Origin of the sequence: Rhodanobacter sp. AS-Z3, from assembly GCF_029224025.1 — a bacterium.
Lineage (GTDB): Bacteria > Pseudomonadota > Gammaproteobacteria > Xanthomonadales > Rhodanobacteraceae > Rhodanobacter.
The window spans coordinates 3,593,701-3,611,390 of record NZ_CP119392.1; the positions used below are offsets into that span (position 1 = coordinate 3,593,701).

12 protein-coding genes are annotated in these 17,690 nt (G+C 59.4%); 2 read left to right on the forward strand and 10 right to left on the reverse strand.

Features of this window, described 5'->3' with window-relative positions:
- Positions 1 to 13 precede the first annotated feature (13 nt).
- From PY254_RS16105 to PY254_RS16150, 10 genes are all read right to left on the reverse strand, one after another.
- On the reverse strand, positions 14 to 1,459 hold the full coding sequence (locus PY254_RS16105) for a hypothetical protein (protein WP_281013066.1): 1,446 nt from the start codon (positions 1,457 to 1,459) through the stop codon (positions 14 to 16).
- Between the two features lie 91 nt (positions 1,460 to 1,550).
- Positions 1,551 to 3,104, reverse strand: a complete 1,554-nt coding sequence (locus PY254_RS16110; RefSeq protein ID WP_281013067.1) for a hypothetical protein — start codon at positions 3,102 to 3,104, stop codon at positions 1,551 to 1,553.
- Complete coding sequence (locus PY254_RS16115) at positions 3,023 to 3,916, reverse strand: ABC transporter ATP-binding protein (RefSeq protein WP_281013068.1); 894 nt, start codon at positions 3,914 to 3,916, stop codon at positions 3,023 to 3,025. The genes PY254_RS16110 and PY254_RS16115 overlap by 82 nt, the downstream gene beginning before the upstream one ends.
- 22 nt (positions 3,917 to 3,938) lie before the next feature.
- Positions 3,939 to 4,322 (reverse strand): GntR family transcriptional regulator, encoded by a 384-nt coding sequence (locus PY254_RS16120; RefSeq protein ID WP_281013069.1) that lies wholly within the window; start codon positions 4,320 to 4,322, stop codon positions 3,939 to 3,941.
- A gap of 200 nt (positions 4,323 to 4,522) precedes the next feature.
- Positions 4,523 to 5,631 (reverse strand): IS3 family transposase gene (locus PY254_RS16125; protein ID WP_281012031.1). Its coding sequence is split into 2 segments (ribosomal slippage): positions 4,523 to 5,379 and positions 5,379 to 5,631, totalling 1,110 coding nucleotides; the frame shifts between segments, so codons are not numbered across the junction.
- Between the two features lie 357 nt (positions 5,632 to 5,988).
- Positions 5,989 to 6,627: a hypothetical protein gene (locus PY254_RS16130; RefSeq protein WP_281013070.1), complete on the reverse strand. Its 639-nt coding sequence runs from the start codon at positions 6,625 to 6,627 to the stop codon at positions 5,989 to 5,991.
- Between the two features lie 392 nt (positions 6,628 to 7,019).
- Positions 7,020 to 8,390 (reverse strand): pepsin/retropepsin-like aspartic protease family protein, encoded by a 1,371-nt coding sequence (locus PY254_RS16135; RefSeq protein WP_281013071.1) that lies wholly within the window; start codon positions 8,388 to 8,390, stop codon positions 7,020 to 7,022.
- Between the two features lie 678 nt (positions 8,391 to 9,068).
- Positions 9,069 to 10,193 (reverse strand): peptidase domain-containing ABC transporter, encoded by a 1,125-nt coding sequence (locus PY254_RS16140; RefSeq protein WP_281013072.1) that lies wholly within the window; start codon positions 10,191 to 10,193, stop codon positions 9,069 to 9,071.
- A complete protein-coding gene (locus PY254_RS16145; protein ID WP_281013073.1) occupies positions 10,194 to 11,264 on the reverse strand; it encodes a cysteine peptidase family C39 domain-containing protein in 1,071 nt (356 codons plus the stop codon). It abuts the gene before it with no gap.
- On the reverse strand, positions 11,261 to 12,535 hold the full coding sequence (locus tag PY254_RS16150) for an HlyD family secretion protein (RefSeq protein ID WP_281013074.1): 1,275 nt from the start codon (positions 12,533 to 12,535) through the stop codon (positions 11,261 to 11,263). The genes PY254_RS16145 and PY254_RS16150 overlap by 4 nt, the downstream gene beginning before the upstream one ends.
- 587 nt (positions 12,536 to 13,122) lie before the next feature.
- Between PY254_RS16150 and PY254_RS16155 the strand changes: the two genes are divergently transcribed.
- Positions 13,123 to 15,723 (forward strand): glycosyltransferase, encoded by a 2,601-nt coding sequence (locus PY254_RS16155; RefSeq protein WP_281013075.1) that lies wholly within the window; start codon positions 13,123 to 13,125, stop codon positions 15,721 to 15,723.
- A gap of 158 nt (positions 15,724 to 15,881) precedes the next feature.
- Complete coding sequence (locus PY254_RS16160; RefSeq protein WP_281013076.1) at positions 15,882 to 17,654, forward strand: autotransporter assembly complex protein TamA; 1,773 nt, start codon at positions 15,882 to 15,884, stop codon at positions 17,652 to 17,654.
- Positions 17,655 to 17,690: the final 36 nt, after the last annotated feature.

A 17,690-nucleotide genomic window follows, 5' to 3' on the forward strand; every position in this document is an offset into this window, starting at 1 on the left:
CGCCGTTCCCTCACTACACCAGAAATGGGTGTGGACGCCGCTGCAATGCCTGCCAACCGCCCCACCCGAGCCTAAGCAACATCACCGCAACGATCAGCCAGCCGAGCAGCAAGCTGTTGTACAGCGCGTTGGTACCTGCCTGTGTAATGCCGACATCGATGGAAAAAACGCCGGTGAGCAGCGTACCGATGAGCAACAGCAAGCCGAGGAGGCCCACGATCCGCGCCTCCCATGGCGCCGACACACACCCGCCCGCAACACGCAGGGTGAAGGCGACCACGAAGCCGGCCGTGCCAAACACCATCAGCAAAGCGAATATGTCCTCATGCGTTCCGATGCGCGGCAGCACCGCCAGTACCAGCAAGGTGGCCAGCAGCAGCATCCGCAGCGGTGGCCACAGGGCGGCGCGCAAAACGCTGAGTTTCACCTCGCTACCCAACGCGGGCAACAAGGCCAGTAGGGGAAGTTCTGCATTGCCGCTGCGCCAGCGCATCCGGATTTCGGTCAGGCAGGAAACCGCGGACATCATGCAGGCAGCCGCACTGCACAACATCAGCACGACAAGCGCGTCGCGAACGCGAAGTTGCGAGAACCTCATCGCCCGGAGATCACCGACCACGAACCACGCCACGAACACGGCAATCGCCGTGACCACAACGGCATGACGCCTTAGCCGACTCGCCATGGTCAGCGGCATATACGTTCCACCAAACGCCATGCGCAAGCTGGTCACCGGATGACCTGGACCACAGTGGCGCAAATCCCCACGTACCTGCAGCCACTCCGGCCGAAGAACCGTTGGCGCTCTACCGCGGGCAGCAGCCGCAACCGAACCTATTCCACGACTGAGCCGCAGTGCCATCGGGCTATGCCACGACAGTCGATAGGGATTGGCTGCCAGCACCAGCCGACGCCAGCAGATCACTGCCGCAGCCACGCCCACGAGCAGCAGTGGCCCCGCCCAATCCGGAAAATTCGCACGGGTCGGCAACTGCCGCATTGAATGGCCCGAGATCAAGACGATGCCGGTCATGTATAGACCCATGCTGACGAGCCGCGGCAACATGCTGTAGAGCCAGCCAGCGACAATCATCAACCCGATCACCAAACTCGCCGCCAGCACATGCCCGCTGAACCCGCCGATCACCCATGCCGGCACCAATGCACCAAGGCAAAAATTGATCAGCATTGCCGCAACCGCCTCCCGCTGGAGACGCGGCAGGCGCAGTTGCTGCGCATCGATCGTGAGCAGGATCGTCGTGCTCAGGCACAGCGGCCATATCAAGGCCTCCGCGATGCCGATGATGAAAGCCACGCGAACCCACATATCGGGTTTGTGCGCAAAAAGGGCGAAAGCGGTTGCGCCAATAACCGCCACCACGAATAGCACCAGCGCGAGCCAGCGCGTCCCTTTTTGGGCCATCTCCCATGGCAACAGCAACGCATCCATGATCGTCATCACGCATGCCTCGGTGGATACACGGCAAGCACCCAACGGATGCCATCAGCAACGACCGGGGCTGCAGCAAATGTGGCTCGGACAATCACCATCAGGCTGCCAGAAACGCGTGTGGACGCTGTTGCAGCGCATGCCAGCCCCGCATGCCCAGCCACAGCAATACAACGAAAGCGGCGACCCAGCCGATGGCTATCACCTCGCCGAGTGCCGGCACCGGAACGTGTGAGACCAGCACCGAAGCGAGTGACAGGAAGAACCACAACAAGCCCAGCACGATAAGTGCGGCAAGGTTCGGGCTCGACAAACGCCCGCCGGCGAACACCAGCAGCACCAACACCCCAAACAGCGCTGCGCCGCAAAGCTGTCCCAGCAGCAGCAACAGATAGCTTTCCGCACCCAACTGCCACCAGATTGCAACCAGCAGCGAGGTCACCAGCAAAATTGCCTGGCCGTACAGCGTTGGCGGCAGGCTGGCGCGCAACAAGGCACGCTTGACCTGGGCGGAATCACCCAGCCGTGGCAGCAAGGCCAGCAGCGATAATTCGGCGTTACTGCGCGACCAGCGCTGGCGCAAAACGTTGGCAGTTACCACCGCCATGACCGCACTGATAAAGGGCACACACGCCATCACCAAAAACCTGATTCCCATGGCCAGCGGCATGCCTTGGCCCCGCTCAGCATCACCGACAGCTTGCAAAGCCAGCAACCCAGCGATCAACAAACAGGCGAGCAACCCGACCACGGTCTTGCGCATTCGGCTGCTGCGCGTCTGCGGCATGAAATTTTCACCAAGTGCCACACGCAGACTCTGCACCGCATTCCCCGGGCCGGTTCCGCGCAGATCGACTGTGGTGCGCAGCCAGCCAGGTTTCTGCCCGGACAACTGGCTATCGGTTGCCGCATGGCCCACGCCAAGCAGCCGCTGCCACTTGCCAAGCCGAACCAGAAAAAACATTGGCGCGTGCAAACCATCCAGGGTGGCCTGTGGCCTCAGCGCACGCTGCCAGAGCCACCCGACCGCCAGCCACAATGCCACCGCCAGCGGTACCGTCCAACCAAGAAAGCCCGACTGCGTGTCGCTGGGCAACGCCAACCAACGCCCCACGACACCGTGAACCACCGCCATCAGGAAGAACACCGACGTGCAGTAACTTGGCAACGCTGCAAACGCCATCCCAAGCCCCGCGCCGATGACCAACTCGACGGCTGCCACCGCCACATAGCCACCCATGACGCCCAACAGAGTCACCGGCAAAACGATAGTGAGCAACGCGTAAAAGGCCAGACTGAGGTGGGCATCGCGCCACGCGCCCGGCATCTGCAAACGGCGTGCGGCATAGGCCGCGAGCAAGACGTTGGGCAACAACATCGCCCAGATGGCTGCGTTTAAACAGGCCAATCCATACGTCGCCGCGCGCAGCCAATTCACGGCCAACGGCGGCGTGTAGGCGTCGGCGAAACCAAACGCCGCGGACAGCAATAGCGTCAGAAAAATCAGCAACGCAATCAACCCTCGCGCTGACGCGGCACCGAACCAAGGCAGCTCCAGCAAGCGCGCGGGATTCACTCGGCAATCTCCACGAACAGATCTTCCAGCCCCAGCGCGTCGACACGTGCACCTTCCAGGCTGGCGGCTTCCGGCCATTGCCCGTGTGCATCGCGCTCGACCACCAGGCTGAGACTGCCGTCGTCGTGGCGACGTCGACTCAGACTCTGCGTCGGCGCCACCGCGCTGAATCTTGCCGGCAGCCACAGGCGACCGTAACGCTCCTTGGTTTCGTCAACCGTGCAGTGCATCAGCAGCTTGCCCTGATGCAGGAAGGCGACATCCGAGGCAACGCGTTCCAGATCCGACACGATATGGGTGGAGAACAGCACCGTGGCACCCGCCTCACCGGCACGCAGGGCAATTTCGCGCAGCAATTCGCGGCGTGCCACTGGATCAAGCGCAGCGGCGGGCTCGTCCAGCACCAGCAATTCCGGGCGTGACGCCAGTGCGCGGATCAAATCCACGCGCTGCCTTTCACCTGGCGACAACTTGGCCATCACCTTGTTCGGCGGGATCTGCCAGCGCTCCAGCGTACTTTTCGCAAAGTCCTGATCCCAGCCCGGATAGAAACGACCCACGTAATCCAGCATCTGCTGGGCGGTGAGCCAGGCCAGCGCCTCGGGTTGTTGTGGTACGTAGGACAACCGTTGCTTGACCGCATCGGACAACTTCAAGGCCGGCTCACCGAATACGGTGGCGGTGCCTGACAGCGGCACCAGCAGCCCCAGCATCGCGCGAATCAAGGTCGACTTGCCGGCACCGTTGCGACCGATCAGCCCCAGCACGCTACCCGGCTCCAGCGCCAGGTCGATGCCACGTAGAACGTTGCCGCCCTCGTAGCCATGGGAAAGTCCGTGTACCGCCAGCGGTGCAACGGCCGCAAGGGTTTCTCTTAGTACCGCATTCATGGCGTTTCCTCGCAGAGACATTTCATTTTTCCAGCAGACCAGCAAGCCGGCGCAACACCAGCTCGGATGGCAATTCCAGTTCGCCGGCCTGCCGCGCCAGCGCCTTCAGTTGTGGCTCGATCAACGACAACCGGTGCGCTTCGCTCTGGCCGCCACGCCGCGTACTTGCCACCACCATGCCCTTGCCACGCAGACGCTCCAGCAGGCCCTCGCTTTCGGCCAGCCCATAGGCGCGCGACACCGTCATCGGATTGATCGCGTGGAAACCCGCCACCTCACGCACCGATGGCAGCAACTCCCCTGCCGCCAGTTGCCCCCCGGCAATCAGTCGACGCAACTGCTCCACGATCTGCCGATAGATCGGCTCCGCAGAGGCAGGTTGAACTGTGAGTAGCGAGGCGTCCATGTGTATTAATTCAACAATACACGTTGATCGATGTCAAGGAGGGCAACGACATCGGCCCATTTGATTCACGCGCCGCATCATTCCGCCGGGCTTGATCTTGCGCCTCCACCCCGCGCCGTTCCGTAGATTGATGAGCCGCCATCCCCAATCTTCGATGGGCGTAAGTCAATCGCCGGGTATCCATGTCGACTCCCCATAAATCAGTGCCACGCTAAATTAGAGGTCGCCGGGTCGTTTTGAATGCGGAATTCGGCGGGCGTGAGCCCGTCGAGGCTGTCATGGGGAATCTCGTTGTTGTAGTCAGCTACCCATCGTTCGGCCTGCTCGCGCACTTCGGTGAGATTGCGGAAGACATGCATGTCCAACACGCCACGCCGGAAGCTTCCGTTGAAGCGTTCGATAAAGCCGTTCTGCATCGGCCGGCCGGGCTCGATGAAGTCCAAGGCGATGCCCTTGCGTTCCGCCCATTCGGCCAGAGCCAGCGCGATGAACTCCGGGCCGTTATCCAGGCGCAGCTTGGTCGGGTAGCCGCGCCAGGCGGCGATGCGCTCTAGCGTGCGAATGACACGTGTGGCTGGTAGATTGAGATCCACTTCGACCGCCAGCGCTTCGCGACTGAAATCATCGATCACATTGAACGTACGAAAGCGCCGCCCGTCCCACAGGGCGTCGGACATGAAGTCGATCGACCAACTGCTGTTGATCTGGTCGCCGGCCACCAACGGCATCGGGTGCCGGTTGGGTAACCGCTTCTTTCCGCGGCGGCGCCGGTTGAGCTGCATCAGGCAGTACACGCGCCACACCCTCTTGTGATTCCAAACCAGCCCGCGACGGCGGATCAGTTGGAACAGCTTGTCGAAACCACGCTCCGGAAACCGCTCAGCCAGCTCGGCCAGCAACGCAATCACTGCTTCGTCCCGATCCACTCGGCGTTTGTAGCGTGCCGTCGATCGAGAAAGCCCCACCGCCTGACAAGCCCGACGCTCGCTCCAGTCGTGAACATCCATCAGCCACGACATCAGCGGGCGCTTGTGCGCCGGGTCTATAGTTTTTTTGCGATGACGTCCTTCAGCGCCATGTTCTCCAGCGACAGATCAGCGAACATGCGCTTGAGGCGGCCGTTCTCTTCTTCCAGATCCTTCAGACGCCGAACATCAGCCGCTTCCATGCCGCCGTACTTGGACTTCCAGACGTAGTAGGTGGCGTCCGAGATACCCAGCTCTCGGCACACATCTTTGACCTGTCGACCGCCTTCGACCTGCTTCAGCGTCGCGACGATCTGGCTCTGGGTGAACTTGCTCTTGCGCATCGTTGGTCTCCTTAGGGGCTAGTTTGCCCGGAGACCTCTGGTTATACCTGGACCAAGTTTATGGGGAGTCGACATCCAGACTTCCTCGGGCAACGCTTGCTGTGCCACCGCCATCACCTCGAGACACGAAGCACGTCGCTCAACACGGTCGTGCATGCCTGACACCCGCAACTTTTGACGCCAGCCCGCACGCGCAGCTAACCGCACGGACCAGACCACTGGCACTGCAGAATCAGTGGCTCCCCGTTATCTGTGTTCCAGCTCTATCCGAGCGGGATCGAGCAGAGCCATCCAAGCGTCGACCACGTCACCGCCGAGCGAGAAACCGCCAGCGTGGCCACCCCGCCTAAAAATTGCCTATTGCTTGTGCGCGAGACATTTTTCCGCATAGTCGTGTGGCACAACCTCGTCAGGATCGTTCTCACTGACGATTCCCTTGACGCCGAACGACCGCAGCTTGTTGATGCTCCATGGCCAAAAGACCGTCTTGCCCGCGTCCAGTAACTTCTGTATGCGCGCTGGCGGTTTGTTGATCATATCCAGACTGATCTGACGCTCATTGTAGAAATCATGAATCAGCCAGACGTCTGCGATCAACCGCTGCTTGAGGTCATCGCTGCTCTTTCTGGACAGAACGTCCTCGATTGACCATAGCCCGCTGTGCATCACCACGTCACCGCAATGAAGAAGTACGCGATGCCGGCCCATAAGAAACAGGAATGAGGCGCAGGCAGATGCACACATGTCACCGGCAACGGGCACCGGATCGTAGGCATCAAGCATCCTGGCGATATAGAAGCTTGAATCCACGTAGCCGCCCTCGCCAGACACGATGACGTAAGGATTTCTTTTGATACCGTCTCTCAGCGTCGCGACGCTTATGAACATCGCCGGGTCGATCTTGCCGCGGAGACAAAGGACATGCCCATGGTCAACAACGTTTACACCTTGCAACTTCCCGCACGCCGCAAAAGCCCTCTGCGCACCATGCAACATCGTGTTTGCTGAAACGTCCGCTGCCCTGCAGTGCCCAGGAATGCAGGGGAGCAAAATCCAGATCAGTAAACAAACACCTAATTTCATCGCCCCGCCCAAAATCGCCTAAAAGCGCCGCCGCCAGTTGAAGTTTCGGATCTCACCGGCCCAACCAACGCCAGCAACGCAGCCCACGACAACACCTGTTTCATCTTCGCAAGGAAGCGCTACTGCCGCTCCTGCTTGCGTTTGCCGGCATACTCGGCATCGGAGAAGCTCTCCTGCGCCATCGAAGCAGCCGGCAACGTTTGGACGGCTACCTGCACTCTTTCCGGTAAAACCTATTCAGAGCTTCCTTAACTGCGACGCCCCCAGAGGAAGGCCTGAGCCCTATCCCCAGAATCATCAGATGCTCATCTAAGCCTGGAGAAGCAAACCCTCCTCCCCCTGAAGTCCAGCCACATCGATAGCTGATCAGTCAGAGCGCCACCAAGAACTCCGTCGGAATCTTCTGACAAATAGTCTTGCTTGGGGCTGATCAGACCTGTCAGCTGGCTCTGCTCGCTGCCATTCATCGAAAAATGAAAGAAATCAACGGCCAAAGGAACAATTGATCCATGCTGCGTCCTGGTGACGCTTTGCCTTTTGAATACGCCAGCCCTTACCAAGGGGTGATTTGCGAGCGACCTCTCGTACAAGAACAACGTAGTCTCGGGCATGTTCGAACCAGAGGTACTGCCGGTATCAAGCCATAGCTTGAAGTTCCCGACGGTGGTCTCCACATCCACCTTTAGCCGCAGCTGCCGTGCTTCAATGGCGCCATAGTCGTATTTTAAGCGTGTGCACTGCGAAGCATTATCCGGGATTGTCTCTTGATTTCGTATATATCGTTGCGTCAGAACAAAACCACCCAAGCGCCTTAGATAGCTGAAACCAATAGTACTCGGTGCGTTATCCGTTGTGCCAAGATATGCACCGTAAACATCAAGAGGTCCAAAATGAACATGCTTGGCCACTCGATCCTGACTTCTGTACGTTTGCGAAAAATCATCCGTCGTATACCTTAATCCTACGGCTTTCATATCCGCACAAACTTCCTTGTTTACTTTACAATTGATTGTAATTTCGCTATCGCCCGTATCAACAAGAAACTTAACCTTTTTGCCATTGATAGCAATCGTGACAAAGCCGTGATCTATATCTATTTGTGACCAATTACGGTCGATCGAGTAAGACGTTTTCGGCAAATAAAGGGTTGAGTCAAAGTAGCCAAGCCTCTCGCAACCAAGTACTTTTTCTCCCATAACGTCGTCACGACCTGTTATTTTTCGTGAGATGTCGCTAGCGATGCTTTTTTGATGTGATTTCAGGTACTCACACCCTTCTTTCCTTGACAGATAGGAGTCCCTGTTTTCACCCGCTTCACGCTCCATTCCCGCCCTGACCCAAAGACATACCACGTGAAAGTATTCATGAAGACCCGATTCGACCGGATAATTTATGCACTCGTTCGAAGAAGCCATCGCCTGTTGGCCATCTCCACGTAATCGGAAGTACGCAGCCCAGGCTAAATCAGCAATCATGCGATCCGAGCTATGCTTATACACATCAAGGCCGGCAACATTGCCATCAACGAATGCCATAGCCAGATAATCAAGGTCCACTAGACGTGCCTTGACTGGCGGGCCCCCAGCCTTGGTGTCTTGCGCCCGCGCCACTGATCCACACCCTACCAGCACTACAGAAAGTAGGAATAGTGATCTGGCGAGAATGTTATTGATCATCGAGGTCATCACATAGGCAAAAACATAAAGCGTACGCCATCAGCACTACTGGTGGCGTACGCGATTACTTAAAGACAAGCATTCAATGTGCTTGTGACTCACAATCTACCGCTTCCGTTTGGGCTAAGGTAGCGCGCAGCAATGGGCGCAGATCAAATCGAAAACATTACGGCCCGTCTTTGACAACCTTACCCTGTTGCGATGGGTCGTGATGGAAGCCGTTCGCTGTGCAGCCATTCCAAGTAGCTGCCGTTGTAGCGGCACCACCGTTACCGCCCACTTTCGCGGTAACTGGAACTCCTTCAATAGGAAGCAGCACCGTAACGCTGCCGCTGCCGCCAGCACCGGCTGTTCCACTACCACTCTCTGGATGATAGCCGTCCGGACATTGCGTCGTGGTCCTATCTTGCTGGGCGCCAAACCCGGTATAGCTGGGGTTAAGCGGATTCTCCGTCTGGTCAAAGCCACCGACGACAGCCAGGAGCTCAGTACTCATAAGATTGCGCATATGTTCATTCCTTTGTAAGTTAAGTGCCTACGTTTTTTCAGATACCCTGTCCGAAGGGAATAGTGCTCGAGCAGAGTGCACAAGTCTTGGCACATTCAGACTTGCGGTATATATCCCTATCTAATGGATCTGCACCCGCTTCAAACGCGCTGACATCATTCCTATACCTGCTATGGTGTCTTGGCCGGATGCAATTTCTCTATGGTGACTCCCCCTCTCTCCATTTTGTGCGCGGCTGAATGTACCGGCCGAACCATCCCATTAATGACTTGCAGCACGTGCCGCGCGCTAGCGATGGTCTCAGGGCGGTGTGCTATTAGTATTCGCGTCACCTGCATATTGTTTATCTCGGCATTGACTTGACGCTCACGTTCGATATCGAGATGACTGGTGGCCTCATCAAGCACAAGCGTGGTGGGTTTCCGATAGAGCGCGCGCGCCAGAATGACACGCTGTTTCTGGCCGCCCGAAAGGGTTGACCCCATGTCACCCACCAATGACTCATAGCCCATTGGCATGGCGATGATGTCGTCGTGTATGCCGGCCAGCTTTGCTGCCACCTCCACACGTACTTGGCTCGTATCAGGCTCGAAGAAGCAAATATTTTCGGCAATTGAACCGGCAAACATTTGGTCGTCCTGCATGACTGTGCCAACCTGGCTGCGGTAGTGGGCAAGACCAAGCTTGCGGATATCGATGCCACCATAGCGAACTCTCCCTTCCTGGGGTGTGAGCAAGCCCAAGATGACTTTCGCTAGTGTCGTCTTGCCGCACCCTGACGGACCAACGAGAGCAAGTGACTCGCCAGGAGCTACGCGAAACGAACAATGGCGAAGTACCCAAGGCTCGCCTTCTGCGTAGCGGAAGCTGACATTGCATACCTCGATTGATGGTCGCAAGGATTCTCCAACCCATACAGTTTCGGTAGCGGTCTCGGGTGCTGCAAGCGCAATATCGGAAACACGTTCGGCGTGCAAACGGAGCATCCGCAGTTGCATCGCATAATCAACGAGGCTACCCGCCCTCGAAGTGAATTGCCCCGCATAGGCCGTGTAGGCGATGAGCATGCCAGCGGTAAAGTGGCCGCTCAACACTAAAGTTGCTGCGATCCAGACCAAGACCACGTTGCCAACGCCAAATAGTGTTTGATTCAAAGATTTGAACAGGATGCCCAATCGCTGGGTCGCTATGCCACGGTTGGTGGTCTCAACCATGGTATTGGCGTAACGGGCTGCACGCTGCGACTGCTTGTTGCCAAGCTTGATCGACAGCGCGCCACGGATGGACTCCAGCATTTAAGTCTGTTGGCGAGCACCGTAGACAATCTGCTCTTCTGTGAGCCGATAGAACGGCCTGAAGAATGCCAAGCGCAAGATCAAATAGGTCGCGAATAAGCCAAGAACAAGCAGGGTCAATGGCACTGAATACAGGAACAACACGACCAAGGTCACTGTTGACATCAGCCCATCGAGAATTGAGCCAATGAATTGGGTGGTAATCGTTGACTGAATGGTTCCCAGTGAGCCGAAACGCGAAACGATGTCGCCGACGTGGCGCTTCTCGTACCAGTCCAAGGGCAGCCGCAACATGTGACTGAAGAGGTTGTTGGCCCACTGCAGACTCAGCATGGTCCCGAACCAGGTTACCGTCCAGCTTTGAATTGCCGAAATAAGTATTTGGAACACCGACAAGGCGATAAACCCGATGCCAAGCAGAGTCAGCAAGTTCCTGTCGGCGGAGACCAATACTTGGTCCATTATCCATTGCAGATAGAACGGCCCAGCCAACGCAAATACTTCTAACGCCACGGCCAGCGCAAAAATCTGGATCAGCGCACCCGCCAAGCCTCTGACCTTGCCCGTCAGCGCGCGCAGCGAGATTGGCCGACGTGCCTTGATAGGTTTGAAATCGGCGCCCTGATTGCACTCAAGCGCGACGCCAGTGAAATGTTTGGATAGTTCCGCGTTGCCAAGTTTGCGCACGCCGCGTGCAGGGTCATGGATTGTCGCGCCGCGGGTATTGGCCTGCTTCAGTACCACGAAGTGGTTCAAGTCCCAGTGCACGATGCAGGGCGTTTTCAGTTGCGTTAGTTCGTGCAATTCCAGTCGTAACGGGCGAGTTTCGAAGCCAAGATGCACGGCCAGTTCCGTCATCCGCGCCAGGTTCGCACCCTTGAGCGAGGTTGAATGCCGGCGGCGCAGCGACGGCAAATCGACATCGTGACCGTGGTAACGCGCGATCATCGCGAGGCACGCGAGTCCGCATTCAGCGGCTTCGGTTTGCAGGATCATCGGTAAGGGGCGCCGCCAGCCCCATTGCAGACCGTCGAATAGGCCGGTGCCGTCATTGTCGGGTTTCGCGATCATTCGTGCGGCACCCCGTGGACCGAGAGCTGCTGACGCAAGCCATACAGCGGCTCAAACACCCACTGCCACAGGCTGCGGCGATCAAGCAGAATGTCGGCGCTCAGCGCCATGCCGGGCTTCAGCACCTTGGCCTTGCCGTAGGCGTCAATGGTCTGATGGTCCAGCGAGACCAACACGCGGTATAGCGGAACCGTCGCACTACGACCCAACAGTAAAGAAGCTTCAGCGGAGGTGAGTGCGCTGCGGGAAACTTGTTCGACCTTGCCGGATTGCTGGCCGAATTTTTTATACGAGTAAGCCTCATAGCGGAGCACTACGCGATTGCCGGGATCAATGAATCCGATCGCGCTACTGGAAACCAACAGTTGGGCTTCAAGTTTCGCGCCCTCCGGAAGAATCGAGAGTAACTGTTGGTCGTTGGTTACATGCTGACCTTGCTTCACCAGCAACGCCGAGACGATACCCGCCTGCGGCGCGCGCAGCACCGTGCCGCGCGCGGCTGCATTCTCGGCTAGCCGGGCATCCAGTTGGGCGAGTTGTCCACGCAGCTGGCTGGCTTGGGTCGCAGTGCTGAGCGGCAGTTGCGTGAGCTGCGCCCGCAAACTACTCAACTGCTGCTGAATAGTGAGGCGCTGACTCATAACCGCTTTGACCTGACTCTGTTCGGACAAAGCGGTTGCCTGATACTGGTCGAACTGGACGGTGGAAATCTGGCCGCGCGCTTTCAGCGGCAATATTTCTTTCAACAGATTCGCATCTGTGTCGGCTTGCCGACGCTCGAGTACCAACTGACCGCCGATCTGGTCGATCTGCGAGCGCAACATGTCAATGCGGCTGCGCAGGTCCTTGGCCTGGGCATCGGTCTGCGGTTGCAAGTTGGCCAGGGCAATCCGTGCCTCTGCTTCTTGCACACGCAGTTGCCGGTCAACCACTTCGTGGGTGTCACCCATGCTGCTATCGAGCCCGGCGGAGATTTCAGCCAACGGTTGCCGGGCAGTTACCTGCTCGCCTTCGTGCACCAAAGTGCGGGTCACCGTGCCCGTGGTTTGCGCCGATAGCGTGAGCAAACCCGCATCAGGCACCAACTGCCCGGTAACGGTTTCGCGACGGGTGTAGTGACCAAGGAAGAGGAGCAGCAAAATCGTCGCGGCCAGCGCCAACGCCAGCGCGGTCAGCAACCAGCGCGACAGCGGTGCCACCACGATGATCGAGCCCAGCCATTCGCCGCGCTTGGCGTCGATGACTTCCTGGCGAAACAATCCCTGTGACAAACGTCCGCTCCCTGCTAGACCCGATCGGTGATTCGAACCTCGGCCGGTACAGATCGACCGGCTTCAGAAGGGCGGCATTGTTTGCGGGCTGGTCCGGGCAGTCCATAGGAATGTTTCTTAAGTGCCTGAATATGCAAGAAGTTACGAAGCCCCAAGAGATTGGGATGAAGCACTCAACCAACGCGCAGGTACGCAACAGGCCTCACGAAATTCCTTCGGTTGTTTGCCAGCAAGGCAGGAGAGACACGTAATGGATTCGTGAGAACTTTCGCGGCCACGGTTGCCCGGGATACTCTCGTGCTCTCCCGGCAACGAACACGAACTGCGTCTCGGGCGCACACGGAGGACGCCTCGCAATGGCGAAATGCACATGCGACCGGCAACTTCGGCGCTATCAAACACGGCACCGGCGGGACCAAAATGCTGAGCGCCTGCGCCAACATCCAGCGCCTCGCTCGAGGCACGTTCCCCTGGCGGCCTGACCTTGCGCTGACCGCATTGCCATAGACTGATTGGCCGCCAGCCCTACATTCGGTAAGCTCTTGCGGCTTTACCGCCTGTTGCGCAGGCATCCTCTGGGGATTTTTTTGAGCGCCACCGCAGCAAACCCCAACAGCCGTTACCCGCTACTCACGGCGATCATCCTCGCGCTGATCGTGGCAGCGATGAACATCGGCCTGTGGTGGTACGGCAACCTGCCGCACGGGCCGGAGGACTGGCACGGCAAGATCGGCGGTTTCTCGCTGTCGGTGTTCCAGCGCTACCAGAGCCCGTTCAAGCAGGATTTCCCCGGCGACGACGAGATCGCCAGCGACCTGAAGCTGCTGCACAAGTACAGCGATAACGTGCGCACGTACACCATGCAGCAGAACCCGCAGCTGTACCGGCTGGCGCAGAAGGAAGGCCTGAAGGTGATGGCCGGCGCCGAGATCGACAAGCGGCTGGACAACAACGAGCGCGAGATCGAGCTGCTGATCGCCAAGGCGCGCGCCTACCCGGACACGATTACCCGCGTCATCGTCGGCAACGAGGTGCTGTTCCGCAACGACCTCACGCCGGCGCAGATGATGACCTACCTGGACCGCGTGCGCGCTGCCGTGCACCAGCCGGTGTCGATCGCCGAACCGGACTACATCTGGCTGAAGTATCCCGAGCTGGCCGAGCACGTGGACTTCGTCACCATCCATCTGTTCCCGTTCTGGAACGGCATCGTGCGCAAGGATGCAGTGCCTGCCGCACTCGGTGCCTACGATCAGATCCGTCAGCACTTCCCGAACAAGCCTGTGGTGGTCGGCGAAATCGGCTGGCCGTCGAACGGTGATCGCCACGAATACGCTGACCCGTCGGTGTCGAACGAGGCGATCTTCATCCGCGACTGGATGAACCTCGCCAAGCAGCATCACATCGACTACTTCCTGCTGGAGGCGTTCGACCAGCCGTGGAAGGAAAACCTGGGCGAAGGGCGCACCGGCGCGTATTGGGGCATGTTCAACGCCGACCGCCAGATGAAGTTCCCGCTGACCGGCCCGGTCACCGAAGACATGGGCTGGCCGTGGAAGGCGCTGGCGGCGAGCCTGCTGGCACTGCTGCCGATGATCCTGTTTGCGCGCAGCTTCAGTCGCTTCAAGCTGATGGGCAAGCTGTTCTTCTGCATGCTGATCCAGTTGGCCTGCGGCCTGCTGACGTGGTCGGCCACGCTGCCATTCAACTTCTATCTGAGCTGGGTCGACTGGACCATGCTCACGCTGCTGTTCCCGGCGCAGATCGCGATTCTGGCGATCCTGCTGATCAACGGCTTCGAGTTCACCGAGGTGCTTTGGCGGCCGAAGTGGATGCGTCACGCGGGCATGCTCACGCCTGATCCGCCGGAAAAGCAGCCGTTCGTATCGATCCACCTGGCTTGCTACAACGAGCCGCCGGAGATGGTGTTCATCACGCTCGATTCGCTGGCCGCGCTGGATTACGCCAACTTCGAAGTGCTGGTGATCGACAACAACACCAAGGACCCGGCGGTGTGGCAGCCGGTGCAGGAATATTGCGAGAAGCTGGGCAAACGCTTCCGCTTCTTCCATCTGGCACCGTGGCCCGGCTACAAGGCTGGCGCGCTGAATTTCGGCCTGAAGGAAACCGATCCACAGGCCGACGTGGTGGCGGTGATCGACGCCGACTACGAAGTGCGTGCCGACTGGCTATCCTCGCTGACCGGCTATTTCCACGACCCGAAGGTGGCCGTGGTGCAATGCCCGCAGGCGCATCGCGAGTTCGAGAACAACACGTTCCGGCGGATGACCGCGTGGGAATACGACGGCTTCTTCCGCATCGGCATGCATCATCGCAACGAGCGCAACGCGATCATCCAGCACGGCACCATGACCATGGTCCGGCGCACCGCGCTGGAAGGTACCGGCGGTTGGTCGGAGTGGACGATCTGCGAGGACGCCGAGCTCGGTCTGCGTCTGATGCACGCCGGCTACGAGCTGGTCTATGTCGACGAACTGATGGGCAAGGGCCTGACCCCGGCCGACTTCAAGGCGTACAAGAGCCAGCGCTACCGCTGGGCGTTTGGCGCAATGCAGATTCTCAAGGGTCGCTGGAGCTGGATGACGCAGAAAGGCCCGTTGTCGGCCGGTCAGCGTTTCCACTTCCTCACCGGCTGGTTCAGCTGGTTCGCCGATGCGCTGCACCTGATCTTCACCCTGATGGCGCTGTTCTGGACCGCGGGCATGATTGCGTATCCACAGTACTTCAGCCTGCCGATGCAGCTGTTCCTGATTCCGGTAATCGGCTTCTTCTTCGCCAAGGCGATCTTCGGCATCGTGCTGTACCGCGCCCGCGTTCCGTGCAGCTGGTATGACACCTTGATGGCCTCGCTGGCCAGCATGGGCCTCAGCCACGCCATCGCCCGCGGCATCCTGCACGGACTCACCCGCGAGAAGACTTCGTTCGTGGTGACCGCGAAGAGTCGCCGGCTGGGCGGCAGCAACTTCGCCGCGTTCGCCCCGGTGCGCGAAGAAGGGCTGATGGCGATGGCGCTGGCGCTGTGCATCATCGGCATGGCGCATGGCTACGGCACGCGCTATATCGAAGGCACCTTGTGGATGTTCATTCTTGCCGCGCAGTCGATTCCGTACGTATCGGCGGTGATCGGCGCATGGATTGCCCACAAGGCGGGCGACAAGGCCGGTTGATGCGGCCTGTCGATGCGGCCTCGGCCGCATCGACAAATCAAACATGACGCTCCGGCTCTGATGCCGATGCAAGCAGCCCGCATTCATGCGGAGCCAACCTCCAATTCGGTAAGCTTCCCTCACCCCGCGAGTACGCCACTGAGGACGGAACCCCACGCATGCGCCGAATCCCCCGACGCCTGAGTCTGCTGCTACCGCTAGTGCTATTGGCGGCTCCCGCCTATGCCGGCGTGCGGCTGACGGTCGACGGGGTCGACGATCCGCTCAAGGCCGCGGCAATTTCCGCGGTAGAACTGTCGCAATACGCAAGGCGCGATGTCAGCGATGCTCAGGTCCGGCGTCTGTACGAACGCGCGCCCGACCAGGTCAGGACGGCGCTGCAGCCCTACGGTTATTACGACGCTACCGTCACGGGCGATCTGCAGCAGGTCGGCAAGGACTGGCAGGTGACCTTGCATGTGAAACCTGGCGAACCGGTCAAGGTCACCACCGTCGACGTGCAACTGGACCAGACGGCGGCGAAAATCGCCCCGCTACGGCGCGCCAAACGGGCCATCGAGCAACTCAAGGGGCAACGCCTCGACCACGGTGTTTACGAACAAGTGCGCGACGCACTCAGCGCCCAGCTCACCGCCAATGGTTTCCTCGATGCACGGCTGGTTACCCATCGAGTGGAAGTGACGCGCGCCAACCACAGCGCGGTGGTGAAGCTGGCATGGGACGCTGGCCCGCGTTTCCGCTACGGCAAGGTGCATTTCGACGGCTCGCAATTCGACGACGGTTTCCTCGATCGCTACGTGCCGTTCAAATCCGGCGATTACTTCGCGCAGGATCAGTTGCTGGCGCTGCAGCAAGCGTTGAATGGCGCCGACTATTTCGCGGTGGTCAACGTGTTGCCGAATATCGACGAAGCGAAGGACGGCGTGATCGACGTCACCGTGCAACTGGCACCGGCCAAGCGCTCGATCTACACCGGCGGCCCGTTCATCGGCACCGACACCGGTTTCGGCGTGCGCGGTGGGCTGGAGCGTCGCTGGGTCAACCACCGCGGCCACAAGTGGAAGAACGAGCTGGTGGTGGCACAGAAGTTGAAGACGCTATCCACGCTGTATTCGATCCCCATGCCCGGTGACAACCAGCGCAGCTACAACGCCGGTGCCAACTTTCGCGATGCCAATACCGCCACCTCGCAATCGCGCACGCTGGAAGTGGTGGGCAACGAAACCCGGCAATGGCACGGCTGGACACGCACGGTGGGTGTGCACGCCCTGTCCGGCACCTTCACCGTCGGCAAGCGTGGTAGCGAGCCGGACAACACCCCCGGCATCGAGCGCGGACGCAGCACCCTGGTCTTCGGCGAAGCGTCACTGCTGCGCAAACAGGCTGACAATCCCGACTTCGTGCATCGCGGCTGGCTGCTGAGCATGGCTGTGCGCAGCACTGCGGGCGGCTTGCTGTCCGATGCCAGCTTTAGTCAGTTCACCGCCGATGCGAAGTGGATTCGTGCGTTCGGCGCAGAGTCACGCAACCGCTTGATTCTACGCGGCAGCTTCGGCATTACCCACACCGACAAATTCTCGGCGCTGCCGCCGCAACTGCGCTTCTTCGCCGGCGGCGACCGCTCGGTACGCGGTTACGGCTACCAGTCGATCGGCCCGCGCAACAGCGATGACCGGGTGATCGGCGGCACCAACCTGCTGGTCGCCAGCACCGAAGTGGAGCACTACTTCACGCGCAACTGGGGCATGGCCGCTTTCGTCGATACCGGCAATGCGTTCAGCGCCACCGACTACCGCCCGAAGATCGGCGCCGGCCTCGGTGTGCGCTGGCGCTCGCCGGTGGGCATGATCCGTGTAGACCTGGGCACGCCGATCCACGACAACCGCGCGCACGGCATCCAGCTGCATCTGGTCATCGGCCCGGATCTTTGAAGATGACGCAGTCTGCATACGACAGGAGACGATTGA